The 14,554-nt window shown below is 41.5% G+C and carries 11 protein-coding genes and 1 pseudogene; 3 read left to right on the plus strand and 9 right to left on the minus strand.

What is annotated here, in order from left to right:
• The first annotated feature begins 80 nt into the window (after positions 1-80).
• Positions 81-962: a LysR family transcriptional regulator gene (locus QFX10_RS02030; RefSeq protein WP_280606577.1), complete on the plus strand. Its 882-nt coding sequence runs from the start codon at positions 81-83 to the stop codon at positions 960-962.
• A 27-nt stretch (positions 963-989) separates the two neighbouring features.
• Here the strand turns inward: QFX10_RS02030 and QFX10_RS02035 are convergent, their stop codons facing one another.
• From QFX10_RS02035 to QFX10_RS02075, 9 genes and pseudogenes are all read right to left on the minus strand, one after another.
• Positions 990-1,544 (minus strand): YdbT family protein, encoded by a 555-nt coding sequence (locus QFX10_RS02035; RefSeq protein ID WP_280606578.1) that lies wholly within the window; start codon positions 1,542-1,544, stop codon positions 990-992.
• Positions 1,545-1,549: 5 nt separating this feature from the next.
• A complete protein-coding gene (locus tag QFX10_RS02040) occupies positions 1,550-2,320 on the minus strand; it encodes a PH domain-containing protein (RefSeq protein ID WP_280606579.1) in 771 nt (256 codons plus the stop codon).
• 1 nt (position 2,321) lies between these two features.
• Positions 2,322-2,747, minus strand: coding sequence for a PH domain-containing protein (locus QFX10_RS02045; protein ID WP_280606580.1), 426 nt, complete (start codon positions 2,745-2,747; stop codon positions 2,322-2,324).
• Between the two features lie 114 nt (positions 2,748-2,861).
• Entirely contained in the window at positions 2,862-6,530 is a 3,669-nt protein-coding gene (rpoC, locus tag QFX10_RS02050; RefSeq protein ID WP_280606581.1) for a DNA-directed RNA polymerase subunit beta', read from the minus strand.
• A gap of 40 nt (positions 6,531-6,570) precedes the next feature.
• Positions 6,571-10,185, minus strand: coding sequence for a DNA-directed RNA polymerase subunit beta (gene rpoB / locus QFX10_RS02055; protein ID WP_280606582.1), 3,615 nt, complete (start codon positions 10,183-10,185; stop codon positions 6,571-6,573).
• 291 nt (positions 10,186-10,476) lie between these two features.
• On the minus strand, positions 10,477-11,196 hold the full coding sequence (locus tag QFX10_RS02060; protein ID WP_280606583.1) for a Panacea domain-containing protein: 720 nt from the start codon (positions 11,194-11,196) through the stop codon (positions 10,477-10,479).
• 2 nt (positions 11,197-11,198) lie between these two features.
• Complete coding sequence (locus QFX10_RS02065; RefSeq protein WP_280606584.1) at positions 11,199-11,807, minus strand: nucleotidyltransferase family protein; 609 nt, start codon at positions 11,805-11,807, stop codon at positions 11,199-11,201.
• Positions 11,808-11,920: 113 nt separating this feature from the next.
• Positions 11,921-12,613: a YjjG family noncanonical pyrimidine nucleotidase gene (locus QFX10_RS02070; RefSeq protein ID WP_280606585.1), complete on the minus strand. Its 693-nt coding sequence runs from the start codon at positions 12,611-12,613 to the stop codon at positions 11,921-11,923.
• 56 nt (positions 12,614-12,669) lie between these two features.
• Positions 12,670-13,068: pseudogene (locus QFX10_RS02075) on the minus strand (YcjF family protein); the annotation flags it as partial.
• 215 nt (positions 13,069-13,283) lie between these two features.
• Here QFX10_RS02075 and QFX10_RS02080 point away from each other — a divergent pair.
• The gene (locus QFX10_RS02080; protein ID WP_280606586.1) at positions 13,284-13,829 is read left to right on the plus strand and encodes a Crp/Fnr family transcriptional regulator; all 546 of its coding nucleotides are present in this window, start codon (positions 13,284-13,286) and stop codon (positions 13,827-13,829) included.
• Between the two features lie 69 nt (positions 13,830-13,898).
• Positions 13,899-14,486 carry an NAD(P)H-dependent oxidoreductase gene (locus tag QFX10_RS02085; RefSeq protein ID WP_280606587.1) on the plus strand — a complete coding sequence of 196 codons (588 nt, stop codon included), beginning with the start codon at positions 13,899-13,901 and terminating at the stop codon, positions 14,484-14,486.
• Positions 14,487-14,554: the final 68 nt, after the last annotated feature.

Genomic DNA, 14,554 nt, shown 5'->3' on the forward strand with positions numbered 1-14,554 from the left:
TTTACTTAGTTTGCAATACAACGTAAAATATCTATGTTGAATATGTTTTAATGCTCAAAATGAATAAAAGGGGTAGAGTTATGGAGACACGTGTACTTAACTACTTTCTCATGGTCGCTAAACTAGGCAATGTCACGCGCGCAGCGGAAAATCTGCATATCACCCAACCAACACTTTCCCGTCAGATCGCTGATCTAGAGGCAGAGCTCGGCGTAAAACTCTTTGACCGCACTAAGCGCCATTTAACGCTAACTAAAGCTGGGACTATCTTTCAGCAACGGGCGATGATGATCCTAGATCTGATCGACCAAACAGAAGTCGAACTCAGCCAAGAACAAGATGAATTGACAGGAACGATCCATCTTGGTTGTGTTGAAAGTAATGCTTCGAGTTTTATGATGAAACTCGTCACGCAATTTCAAGAAAAATTTCCAAACGTCCACTTCGATATCTATACTGGCAACGGCGATATTTTAAAAGAACGGCTCGATCAAGGGCTTTTGGAGGTCGCCTTGTTGATCGAGCCGATCGAAACAGCTAAGTATAATTATTTAGTTTTACCAACTAAAGATACTTGGGGCGTACTCATGCGTAGCGCTGATCCTTTAGCTAAAAAAGGCGCTTTAACGCGAGAAGCTTTGTATAAATTACCTTTGATCATCCCCCACCGCAATCTCGTCCGCGACGAATTGACTGATATTTTGAAGATCGCACCTTCGAAACTCAATACTTTAGTCGAATCAAATCTTTCTAGCAACGCATTGCAACTTGTCAAATACGGACACTACTATCTTTTAGGGATCAAAGGTGTGTATGAACTGCATAACGATCCAGAGATCACCTTTTTACCTTTTTCACCTTTAAAACAAACAGGCCATGTCTTAGCTTGGCGGAAAAATGCACTGCTTTCACCAGTCACGCAAAAATTCATCCAATTTGTCACTGATGCAAGCAATATCTAATAAAAAAGCACTCGGTTGAGTGCTTTTTTAGATGCCTAGACCTAAAAACGAGATCACTTTGCCATTTGTCGTCGCAAAGGTCACAGTTGTCTTTTGCAATAACCCCAAATAGTTTTTAGTCGTCACACTTGTGACCATCTCTTGCGGTAAGATATACATCCGCTTATTTAAAAGGCCACTTGTAAAGAGCAAATAATTTTGTGATCTCGTAAAACTCGTCGTCAGCGGTGTAACTAAAGGCTCCCAGAAAAGAAAAACTAAGAGCACGAGCCCACCTAAAACTAGTAAGTCAGCAAAGAAAAAGCGGGCCACAAAATAGAGCAGACCTAAGAGCAGTCCTCGACTCAAAAGATAGACTATTTGCGAAAGACGCTTTGGCCTAACTGGTTTTTGCGTCAATAAACCACTTGGGATCTGGGGAAAATGCGCTGTTAAAATAGCTGGCAATTTTTCTTTAGGTAAAAAAGGAAATAAAAAATTCTTTGTTTTGTTCTGGGTCTGGTCATTATCTTCATTGGTCAAGATCGCTTGTAAGCCGACATACGAAAACAGGCGCCGATTTAGATCAGCTGTGAGTTCCAAACCAACTAGAGCCTTTTTTGGATCACGTTATCTTCGGTCAAAAGCAACCGATTTTGAATATTGAAAGTCGTTTCTGTTTCAAAAAGCTTAAATTTAGCAAAATTTAGATATTGGATACTAAGATGCCATAAAACAGCCCCACCTAACAATAAGAGCCATACCCACCACGAAACTAAAAATGCTTGTAATTTAGGAAAATTAGTTCCAAGTTGCAAAATAAAAACTAAATAAACTAGATAGCGCGTCGAAAAGAGGCCTGTTTTCAAAAGCGTGCTAAGTTTCGTTTGTGCTAAGGGGATCTCTTTTAAGTTCGGCTCTTCTTTGCTGGAGCGGATTTGATAAGCAGCTAAAAAAGTGCTCAATTCGGCTAAAGCTGCTGGACTCAAAGCATAGAGCTCTAAGGCATCTTCTGAAGTACTACTCTTTAAATAGAGTTGTAAGCCTTTAGTCCCACAAAGCTTTTGAAAAATATTTTGTTCGATACGAAAATTCGAGACTGTTTGTGCTAGATCAGCTTTTTGTAATTCAAACGTCGTTAAGAAAAATGTTCCCGTCTGTAAGCGCAACGTTGTTTCAGTTAATTGATAAGTATTGGTAAAATAACTCAAAAAGATCACTAAAAGTGCAAGATCATAGGCAATAAACAAAAGAATATTCCACCAGTTCGGCACGACACAGACTGCTACTAACAGCCCAAAATAGACAAAACCGTTATAGGCAAAAAAACGAGCATAGCGGACTAGAAAATATTTGCGTGATTGGCGTCTAACTTGCATATCACTCACCTAACTTTCGGAGATCAAGCTTTACTTCTTGGTCAAGCCCAGCAAAAGTCAGCGTTTGAGCTACCGTTTGCAGATTTACTTTTTTAAGCGCAAATAAAGCTAAATAAAGGTTAGTACTTTCAGATAGAAGAAAGAGCTTTTCAAGTGGGATCTGGGCATGTGAATAAAATAATTTCCCTTTAGTCACGGTGACTTTCTCCGCGCTAAAAGTCAACGTTGCATACCGCCAATAAAAGAAAGCTTGCCCTAGATCACAACATAGACAAAAAAGACACCCACTGACCACTAAAGGAAAATACTGCATATATTTAAATTCTTGCAATAACAGATAAGTAATGAGCACTACAAGCGGATAAAGACTACTAGCTAGCGCAACGCGGTAACCCAAATACCTTTTAGAAACACGGTACGTTTTCATATGATCTCCCCCTTTAGCCTCATTATATCATTTTGATGATAACGTTTTCTATAAAAGCAAAAAAACAAGCCTAAGTGGGCACAGGTCCCACTTAGGCTTGCTTAAGATCAATGATTATTCTTCATCTTTAGCTGGTGTAGCTAAAGCGGATTCTTGATCTAATGATTTTTCAACATCTGAGATGGAGTAAACACTGTTAGAAACAGAACCTACTTCATCAGGCACGATATCACGGTATTTTTTCATACCAGTACCAGCTGGGATGATCTTACCGATGATAACATTTTCTTTTAGCCCGATCAATGGATCGTTCTTACCGCGGATCGCAGCATCTGTCAAGACACGTGTTGTTTCTTGGAAGGAAGCAGCAGATAAGAAACTGTTTGTTTCCAAGGAAGCTTTTGTGATCCCGAGTAAGACTGGACGAGCTGTCGCAGGTACACCACCGTTGATCAAAGTATCAACGTTGCGATCTTTGAAATCGTTGATATCTAATAATGTTCCTGGAAGCATGCTTGTGTCACCTGGATCCATGATCCGCACTTTACGAAGCATTTGGCGCGCCATAACTTCGATATGCTTATCAGAGATCTCTACCCCTTGCATGCGGTAAACTTTTTGAACTTCACGCAAGATGTAGTTTTCAGTTGATAAAACGTCACGCACTTTGATCAATTCTTTAGGATCGATCGAACCAACAGTCAAGGCTTCACCACGGTGGATGTAGTCGCCTTCTTTAACTTTGAGAACTGAAGTAAATGGTAAGGAGTAAGTTCTTGTATCTGTTTCACCCTTGACCGTAACTTCTTTTGTACGTTCGGCTGGATTTTCTTCAACAGATTCGATCACACCCGTAACTTCAGTGATCGTTGCCCGACCTTTAGGATTACGTGCTTCAAAGATTTCTTGAACACGAGGAAGACCTTGAGTGATATCGTCTCCGGCAACCCCACCAGTATGGAAAGTACGCATCGTAAGCTGTGTACCTGGTTCACCGATCGATTGTGCAGCCACAGTACCAACTGCTTCACCGACTTCAACTTCATCACCAGTAGCCATGTTCCGGCCGTAGCAATGTTCACATACACCATGACGTGTGTTACATGTGAAGGCTGAACGGATCGTGACCATTTCAACGCCAGCGTCGACAACTTTTTGAGCCATTGCTTCATCGATCATCACATCAGCTGGAACAAGCACTTCACCTGTTTCAGGATGACGGATCGTCTTCATCGTGTAACGACCTAAGATACGGTCATACAATGGTTCGATCATTTCATTACCTTCACGGATCGCTGTCACATCAAGACCACGATCAGTGCCACAATCTGTTTCACGGATGATAACGTCTTGGGCCACATCAACTAAACGACGAGTCAAGTAACCAGAATCGGCTGTCTTAAGCGCCGTATCCGTCATACCTTTCCGCGCACCGTGTGTCGAGATAAACATTTCCATCACAGAAAGACCTTCACGGAAGTTCGCAATAACAGGAAGTTCCATCGTCTTACCGTTAGGAGCAGCCATCAACCCACGCATCCCAGCAAGCTGAGTAAAGTTAGAGATATTACCACGAGCACCCGAATCACTCATCATTTGGATCGGGTTAGATGGGTCCATCTTTTCAACGAGCTTAGCTTGGATATCATCTTTAGCTTTGTTCCAGATTGCAATAACACGGTTATAACGTTCGTCTTCTGTGATCAAACCACGACGGAATTGCTTAGCAACTGTCGCAACTTCTTTGTGCGCCCGTTCAACGATCTCTGGTTTTTCTTCTAAGTCAGTAACGTCAGCGATACCAACTGTCAAACCAGACTTCGTTGATTCATAGTAACCTAAGTCTTTCATTCGGTCTAAAAGTTCAGCTGTAGCTGTAACTTTGTAGTCCTTGTAGACTTGAGCAATGATATCTGATAAGAAACCAGACTTAAATGGTGCAACAAGTTCTTGTTCTGCCAAGAATTCATGGATATCTTGACCTGGTTCTAAGAAGTACTTATCTGGTGTCTTGTTCATCAAGTTTTCGTTTGATGGTTCATTTAGGTAAGGGAAATCATCTGGTAAGATCTCGTTAAAGATCGCCTTACCTGCTGTTGTGACCAAGATCCGATCTTTTTGCCAGTCAGTAAATGGTTTACCTTTAGCAGCTAACGAAGAAGCTTGGATCCCGATCCGTGTGTGCAAGTGCACGTAGTTATTTTGATAAGCTGTCCGGACTTCGTTGACATCTTTGAAGATCATACCTTCACCTTCACGATCTTTTTCTTCGATCGTGATGTAGTAGTTACCGATCGTCATATCTTGTGATGGTGAGATGATCGGTTTACCATCTTTAGGTGCCAAGATGTGGTGCGCAGCTAACATCAAAAGACGTGCTTCAGCTTGGGCTTCATCTGACAATGGAACGTGGATCGCCATTTGATCCCCGTCAAAGTCGGCGTTGTAAGCTTCACAAGCAAGTGGGTGCAAGCGCATCGCTTTCCCATCAACAAGGGTTGGTTCAAACGCTTGGATACCTAAGCGGTGCAATGTAGGGGCGCGGTTCAAAAGGACTGGGTGTTCTTTGATAACATCTTCTAAAACGTCCCAAATATCATCGTCACGACGATCGATCTTACGTTTAGCGTTTTTGATGTTTGAAGCCATTTCACGTTTCGTCAATTCACGCATCATAAATGGTTTGAACAATTCCAAAGCCATTTCATGTGGAATACCCATTTGGTTGAGCTTCAATTTTGGACCAACATCGATAACAGAACGACCAGAGTAGTCAACACGCTTACCTAATAAGTTTTGACGGAAACGTCCTTGCTTACCTTTAAGCATGTGGGAAAGTGACTTCAACGGACGGTTACCAGGACCTGTTACCGGACGACCACGACGACCGTTATCGATCAAAGCATCGACTGCTTCTTGTAACATCCGTTTTTCGTTTTGGACGATGATGCCAGGTGCATTAAGGTCTAATAAACGTTTCAAACGGTTGTTACGGTTGATCACACGCCGGTATAAGTCATTAAGGTCACTTGTAGCAAAACGGCCACCTTCAAGTTGGACCATTGGACGAAGATCAGGTGGGATAACTGGGATAGCATCCATGACCATCCAATCAGCATGGTTACCCGAGTTCAAGAAAGCTTCCAAAATGTCTAAACGACGCACAGCACGGGTCCGTTTTTGACCAGTAGCTTCTTTTAATTCTTCTTTTAATTCGGCACATTCTTTTTCAAGATCAACGTCACGTAACAATGTACGGATCGCTTCAGCACCCATAGCAGCTTTAAAGCCATCGCCGTATTCTTCACGTTTTTCACGATATTCACGTTCGGTGAGCAATTGCTTTCTTTCAAGTGGTGTATCACCACCATCAGTTACGACATAAGATGCAAAGTAGATGATCTCTTCTAGGGCACGTGGGCTCATATCAAGCACAAGTCCCATGCGACTTGGGATACCTTTGAAATACCAGATATGTGTTACCGGGGCAGCAAGTTCGATGTGACCCATGCGTTCACGACGAACTTTGGCACGTGTGACTTCAACGCCACAACGGTCACAAACGATCCCTTTATAGCTGACTTTCTTGTATTTTCCACAGGCACATTCCCAGTCTTTTGTAGGCCCGAAGATCCGTTCATCAAACAGACCGTCTTTTTCTGGTTTCAACGTACGATAGTTGATCGTTTCTGGTTTCTTGACTTCACCATAAGACCAGCTTCTGATCTTATCGGATGAAGCAAGGCCAATTTGCATACTATCGAATTTATTGACATCGATCAAAGGACCGACCTCCCTTTCCTATTTTTGAAATACTGATTGACTACTTTTCAACTTGTGTTTCTTCAGCTGCAGTGCTTTCTTTAGCACCTTTCTTTTCAGCTTCTTCTTTTTCTTTCTTAGCTTTTTCAGCTTCAGTTACTTTAGCTAACGCATCGACTTTTACGACATCATCTTCATCTTCGTCCATATCGCGAAGTTCGATCTCTTCTTTATCAGCATCAAGCACTTTCATATCCAAACCAAGTGATTGTAATTCCTTGACTAAAACGCGGAATGATTCAGGCACACCTGGTTGTGGGATCTGTTCACCTTTAACGATCGCTTCGTATGTCTTGACACGACCAACAACGTCATCAGACTTGTAAGTCAAGATCTCTTGTAAGGTGTAAGCTGCCCCGTAAGCTTCAAGGGCCCAAACTTCCATTTCACCGAATCTTTGGCCACCAAATTGAGCTTTACCACCAAGCGGTTGTTGTGTAACTAATGAGTAAGGTCCGATCGAACGAGCGTGGATCTTATCATCGACCATGTGAGCGAGTTTCATGTAGTACATGACACCAACTGCGACCCGGTTGTCAAAGGCTTCACCTGTCCGGCCATCGTAAAGTACTGTCTTACCGTCTGATGGAAGACCAGCTTCTTTTAAAGCAGCCCAGATATCTTCGTCACGTGCACCATCAAAAACAGGTGATGTGACGTGGATACCTAATTTACGTGCAGCCATACCTAAGTGAAGATCCAATACTTGCCCGATGTTCATACGTGAAGGCACACCCATTGGAGAAAGCATGATATCGATCGGTGTTCCATCTGGCATAAATGGCATATCTTCTTCTGGGATAACAACAGAAACAGTCCCTTTGTTACCGTGACGACCAGCCATCTTATCCCCAACTTGGAGTTTACGTTTTTGTGCGATATAAACGCGGACCATCATGTTGACCCCTGGAGCTAATTCGTCACCAGCTTCACGGGTGAAGATCTTGACATCTTGGACGATCCCGCCACCACCGTGAGGAACACGTAAGGACGTATCACGTACTTCACGCGCTTTTTCACCAAAGATCGCGTGTAAGAGACGTTCTTCGGCAGAAAGTTCTGTCATTCCTTTAGGTGTGACTTTACCAACTAAAATGTCGCCGTCTTTAACTTCAGCCCCGACACGGATGATACCGAACTCATCTAAGTTCTTCAAAGCATCTTCCCCGACGTTAGGGATCTCACGTGTCATTTCTTCAGGCCCAAGTTTTGTATCCCGCGCTTCAGATTCATGTTCTTCGATGTGGATCGAAGTATAAACATCTTCTTTAACTAAGCGTTCGTTGATCGCGATCGCATCTTCGAAGTTGTAACCATCCCAAGTCATGAAGGCAATCAATGGGTTTTGCCCTAAAGCTAATTCCCCTTCTTCCATTGATGGACCGTCAGCTAACACATCGTCAGCGTCAACACGGTCACCAACACGCACGATCGGTGTTTGGTTGTAGTTTTTACCACCGTTAGAACGACGGAATTTCATTAATTTGTATGTGTCAAGCGAACCATCTTCGCGACGCACCCGGATCTCACGTGCATCAACGTATTCAACGGTCCCATCATGTTCGGCGATCAAAGCATCCCCTGAGTCATGAGCTGCTTTATATTCGATACCTGTCCCAACTAATGGAGCATGTGGCTTGATCAAAGGCACAGCTTGCCGTTGCATGTTCGCACCCATCAAAGCACGGTTGGAGTCGTCGTTTTCCAAGAAAGGAATACATGCTGTAGCGACCGCAACAACTTGTTTTGGTGACACGTCCATGTAGTCGACTTTATCAACTGAGATCTCGATGTTTTCATCTTTGTGGCGCGCCATAACAACATCATCCACAAATGAACCATCATCGTTCAACGGAGAGTTAGCTTGAGCAACAACATAGTTATCTTCTTCGTCGGCTGTCAAATAGTCGATCTTATCTGTAACTTTATGTGTGTCCCAAGAAACACGACGGTATGGTGTTTCCACAAAACCGTATTTGTTGACCCGCGCATAAGTCGACAAACTGTTGATCAAACCGATGTTAGGACCTTCAGGTGTTTCGATCGGACACATCCGGCCATAGTGCGTATAGTGCACGTCACGAACTTCGTAACCAGCACGGTCACGGGTCAAACCACCAGGCCCTAAGGCTGAAAGACGACGTTTGTGCGTCAATTCACCAAGTGGGTTCGTTTGATCCATGAACTGGGATAACTGGGAGCTTCCGAAGAATTCTTTGATCGAAGCGACCACTGGGCGAATATTGATCAATTGTTGTGGCGTAACGGTTGCTGTATCTTGGATAGACATTCTTTCACGAACGACACGTTCCATTCGTGTAAGCCCGATCCTAAATTGGTTTTGTAATAATTCACCAACAGAACGGATCCGACGGTTACCTAAGTGGTCGATATCGTCAACATTACCAAGACCTTCTTGCAAATTGAAGAAGTAGCTCATAGAAGCCAAGATATCAGCTGGGGTGATGTGCTTGTATTCCAAAGGAACGTTACCGTTGCCGATCACGTTCACAACACGTTCTGGATCAACTTCAGAGTAAACTTTGATGATCTGTAACGTCATTGGTTCTTGCACAACACCTTCTTCAGACGGATGGAACGTTACCATCTTAAAGCCATCTTGTTTCAAGTAAGGTGCTAATTTTTCCATTGCGACCTTATCTAAAAGGTCGCCTTTTTTCACGATGATCTCGCCTGTTTCTGGGTCAGCTAAAGTTTCAGCGATCCGTTTGTTCAATAAGCGTGTCTTGAGATCTAACTTCTTGTTGATCTTGTAACGACCAACAGCAGCTAAGTCATAACGTTTTGGATCAAAGAAACGAGCTGTCAACAAGCTACGTGATGAATCAGCTGTCTTAGGTTCACCGGGACGAAGACGTTCGTAAATGTCTTTCAAAGCTTCTTCGACACGAGAATCATCCATATTTTTGTGGATATCTTTTTCTAACGTGTTCATCAAAGCATCGGTTTCGCCAAGCATCTCAATGATCTGAGAATCTGATTCGTAACCTAAAGCACGGATCAATTCTGTCAATGGGATCTTACGTGTCCGGTCGATCCGAACGTAAGCGATGTTTTTAGCATCTGTTTCGTATTCTAACCAAGCACCACGGTTTGGAATGACCGTTGTACCATAGTTTTCACGCCCGTTTTTATCTAATTCTGAACTGAAGTATACACCAGGTGAACGAACTAATTGTGAGACAATAACACGTTCGGCACCGTTGATGATAAACGTACCTTGCTTTGTCATCAATGGGAAGTCACCAAAGAACACATCTTGTGACTTGATCTCCCCTGTTTCTTTGTTGATCAAACGCAAAGTAACGTGTAATGGTGCAGAGTAGTTTGCATCATGTTCACGTGCTTCATCGACTGTATACTTTGGTTCTAACAATTGATAATCGACAAATTCAAGTGATAAGTTACCAGCGAAGTCTTCGATCGGCATGATGTCTTCAAACATCTCACGCAATCCTTCGTCTAAGAACCATTTGTAGGAGTCAGTTTGGATCTCGATCAAGTTAGGCAGATCTAGAACTTCCTTGATCCGAGAATAACTTCTGCGTTCACGGTGTTTGCCGTATTTTACTAAATGTCCTGCCAAGTTGTTCACCTCTCAAAATATTTACTGTAAATCGCTACTAAAACTGAAAATTTAATATTACAATTATGTTACAAATAACTTTTTGCAAAAATTTTCAGTGAATTTTGACAAAAAAAAGCAAAAACAGATCATGTTTAAAAATAAACCTCACTATTTTTGCTTCTTCGTTTGCCTGATCCGGACAATAGATCGCATCAAGCAGCTAAATTCACAGTTTTTGCATCTATATATTTTAGCAAGAAAAAACTTTCCTGTCAACAAATTTTATGATTTTTTGAAAATTATCTAGTAGCTGATAACTTAGGACTCACCTAAATGCTCTAGATAATGATATTTAATGATATCTTCATCTAAGATCGGGGCATTTTGTTGCCTAGCATATGCTCGATCCCAAGGAGTACCTTTGTGATGTGTCAAATTCTTTTTGGGGCTAGCAAATGCCCCTTGGTATTGGAGAGCACACCGACCAACGATCTCATCTACCAATTCTAAAAGTTCTTTCCGATATGGACATGCGAAGACCTTCTTTTCAAATTCGACAGAAAGTCGCAAAGTTTCTGGATGATATTTATTTGCTCTATATACCTCAACATCAACAGGTCCGTGTTCAAAAGCTACAAAGTTCGCTTTAAAAGGAACTTTCTTATATTTCTCTAAATAACTAGCATAGATATGATACAGTGTTTTTTGAAGTACAAAAGCTCCTGTCACATCATACTTTTGGAATAAATAAGCTGCAATATCCAAAGTCGTTAAACGTTGCTTTTCTGAAAGTTTAGTTAAAAACTCCTCAAAACTTTCGAGCAGGATAGCATCAGCAAAGTATGGATCCATCTCTTGTAATTCAGAAAAAGTTTTACTTGGATCACTGATCACATGCACGCTAAAACTAGCCAGCAATTCTTCTGGACTGTTTTGGATCTTTCGACTCATTTCTAAAAAGCGTTGCTTATCAGTTGTCATATAATGATACGCAAATGTCTCACCATCTCTTTTAGCTAAAGTTACAATATGGATCATACTTATAACACCTCTCTTTTTCTTTCATGTTCTAAATGAGAATAAGTATTTTGTTGAACATCTCGACTATCCCAGATCTGTAATTTCCAAGGAAAACTATGTTTATTAGGATACATATAACAGTGCACAGCATGATATTTTTCTAGATCACGTTTAACATAGCGGAAAATATGACGCTGTTTCTTTTTACTTTCTAGCAATGCTAAAATTTCAGATAATTCATCCCGTGCATTCGGTAAAATGATCCTAACGCCAAAGATGTCATTTAAACACTTATCCAAAGGTAATGTTCCTAAATCTTTTTCCTTACGTGCATAATGTTTTAGCTTAGTGTAAATAGTATCATCGATCTTCACTCGATATCTAATATTATACTGGACAGAGTAAATAAATAGATCTGATTCGATCAGATCTCGCGAAGTATTAATAAACTTCGTGTAACTTGGAATAATGTTGTAGACAAGTTCTTTATCTTCAAGGATCTTACTAACGCCTAGCTTCATAAAATTATATCGACTTAAATCTACATTTTCTGCAAAAGCTAGCGTAAATCTTTCATTCAAATTCCAAATATCATCGATCAAAGGTGCTAATAGCTCAACAGCTCGCAAAATTTCACATCCTCTAAGTGTTTTCTCCACAACTCTATTTTTTCTGTAGCTTAACACTTAGAAAAAGCGATTACAACTTCAATTATTTAGCTTGATTAGGTTATCTAATATATTTAAGCTAAGATCTGCTCCACCTGGGCCAACGAAGCAACTTCCCAATCTATTTTGAGATCTGGCGTCGCCGTTTGTTTTTTAGGATTGAACCACAGCGTATCGATCCCAGCATTTTGTCCGCCTAGCATATCTGAGCTCAAAGAGTCGCCGATGATCAAAGCATGCTCTTTATCAAAATCTTTGATCTGTGCAAATGCTCGTTCAAAAAAGAGCGGTGACGGCTTTTGCGCGCCTAATGTCTCTGAGACAAAAACATCTTTGAAATAATGTGTAAATTTAGCTGCGCGTAGCCGTTTTTCTTGGATAAAGCGCACCCCATTCGTTACGATATAAAGTTCATAACCGCGAGCATTCAAATTCTCAAGTAAAGCTTTTGCACCTTCGACTTCTTGGTGTCCTTCAGCTAAAAAGTTGAGATAGCGCTCATTTAAACTGTTATTTGGTAATTCTTTTTGAAAATATTCTTTGAAGAAAGTCGGAAAGCGCGTCGCCATCAATTCATCTCGGGTGAGCTCACCTTTTTCCAATTTTTCCCATAAACTTTGATTGTACGTAGCATACGCAGTTTTAACGGTCGTCGTTGGTGCGATCCCCACTGAATCAAATAAGCGGTCGAGTGCTTGATCTTGGGCCGCATGAAAATCAAGTAATGTGTCATCCACGTCAAATAGTAATGTCTGATAGCGTCTCATCTAGTTCCATCCTTCTTGTTTTTTGCTAGTTTAGCATAAAGTTTTGGCTAATGGTATTATTTTTTCTTAGTCGCCAGTGCCAGTGCAGTCAAAATAACTGAACTCAGATTTTCAAGATCGATCGCCTGACCATCTTCAAATTCTTTGATCAAAACTTGCCCGATCGCTTCTGTCACTGAAACTGCTACGCCTGCACTGATCGTTCCACCAACGATACTGCCAGCACCTGGAACGAGTTTGAACAGATTACCTGCTAAACTGCGACCCATCGTTGTAGCAAAAGTTGCTTTGAGCACACCTTGGACCATCCCTTTTGAAACTTTTTGACCATAAGCGCGGTAGATCTGGACGATCATCCCTGTTTGGATCGGCATCAAAGCAACGGCATCAGCAAATGGGATCGGCGTCAAAGCGACTGTTGCCGCCCCAAGCGCAGCTGTGTGTACGGCCTTTTGGGCTTTTTGCTTTGTTTTTCATAAAAAAACCTCCGTCGATTTTTTATTACCTATATATAGTATAGGCGAAAAAATAGCAGTCAGCTCTTTTTTTGCATAAAAATCATTTCTACTCGTGTTTTCGATCCTTTCTCATTTTTTGATACAATGTAACAAGTCAAGCGATACTGATGACTCACTCCATATTATATGGATTTTTTAGAAAGGACAGACTGATGGATCAACTTAAAACTTTGGGGCTCACTAAAGAGCAATTCCAAAATTTTGCAACTTTAAAAAAATTTCCCGCTAAAACGACGTTGCTCTATGAAGGAGAGATCGCTACCAAAGTATTTTTTATCAAAAAAGGAGCGTTACGCCTGTGGAACAATAACGATGGCAATGACATCACCGTCCAATTTTTCTTTGAAGACCACTTTGTCGCTTCGTTTGAGAGCTTTCAAACTCAGACTCCAAGCAAATTTTCTTTAGAGTGTTTAGAAGATTGCGAACTTTTTGTCTTAGAACGCACGACACTAACAGCGCTATTTTCTAAAGACCCATTTTTAAAAGAACAGATGCTCACTTTGATCACACAGCGTTTCACTGACTATATCGACTATTTTTTGTCACGCCTCAAAAATACCCCCGAAAAACGTTACCAAGAATTAAAAGCAAAACGGCCTGATATTTTAGCACGTGTCCCCAACTACTACATCGCTTCGTATCTAGGGATCACCCCCGTTTCTTTGAGTCGGATCAAAAAAAGAGTCGGCGATTAACATATGTTAATTTCAATTATTTCTTTTTGGGATAAGATGAACTCATCAAAACAAAAAGAGGTAATTACTATGAAAACATTGATCGTATATAATCATCCTTACTCTGGCAGTTTCAATCACGCTTTACTTGAAGCTGTGATCGCAGGCGCTAAAAAAGCTGGTCATGAAGTCGACGTCATCGATCTAGATCAAGATCACTTTGATCCAGTGATGACTGGGAAAGACCTTTTAGCTTTTCGTGACCATCAAGTGCTCGATCCTCAGGCTAAAGATTACGTGGCGCGCTTACAAGCAGCCGATCACTTAGTTATGCTCTTTCCGATCTGGTGGGAATTGATGCCGGCGCTGACAAAAGGCTTTATCGATAAAGTGATCTTTCCTGGGGCAGCTTATGAGTATACCGCTTCAGGGTACGGGATGCGCACACTTTTACCAAAACTACGCTCAACGACTGTGATCACGACGATGAACACGCCTAAACTCGTCTACCGGTTTGTCTTTGGCAATGCGATCAAACAAGCCTTGCTCAAAGGAACGTTCAAAAAAACAGGCATGAAAAATATCAAGTGGTTCAACTTGACGATGGTCAAAAATAGCACCCAAGCCAAGCGTAAAAAATGGCTCACTCAAATCGAAGAACACTTTGCTAAAAAATAAAACTTCCCGTTAGGCCAGTGTTTTGGCCTAACGGGAAGTTTTGTGGATATAAAGATAATTTTAATACC

Origin of the sequence: Ligilactobacillus faecis (assembly GCF_029889745.1) — a bacterium.
GTDB classification, from domain to species: domain Bacteria; phylum Bacillota; class Bacilli; order Lactobacillales; family Lactobacillaceae; genus Ligilactobacillus; species Ligilactobacillus faecis.

Coding starts and splice junctions, on each gene's coding strand:
- QFX10_RS02045 (WP_280606580.1), bottom strand. CDS start 2,747: ATGAAAACGTACCGTGTTTCTAAAAGGTATTTGGGTTACCGCGTTGCG.
- QFX10_RS02080 (WP_280606586.1), top strand. CDS start 13,284: ATGGATCAACTTAAAACTTTGGGGCTCACTAAAGAGCAATTCCAAAAT.
- QFX10_RS02085 (WP_280606587.1), top strand. CDS start 13,899: ATGAAAACATTGATCGTATATAATCATCCTTACTCTGGCAGTTTCAAT.
- QFX10_RS02030 (WP_280606577.1), top strand. CDS start 81: ATGGAGACACGTGTACTTAACTACTTTCTCATGGTCGCTAAACTAGGC.
- QFX10_RS02060 (WP_280606583.1), bottom strand. CDS start 11,196: ATGATCCATATTGTAACTTTAGCTAAAAGAGATGGTGAGACATTTGCG.
- QFX10_RS02070 (WP_280606585.1), bottom strand. CDS start 12,613: ATGAGACGCTATCAGACATTACTATTTGACGTGGATGACACATTACTT.
- QFX10_RS02040 (WP_280606579.1), bottom strand. CDS start 2,320: ATGCAAGTTAGACGCCAATCACGCAAATATTTTCTAGTCCGCTATGCT.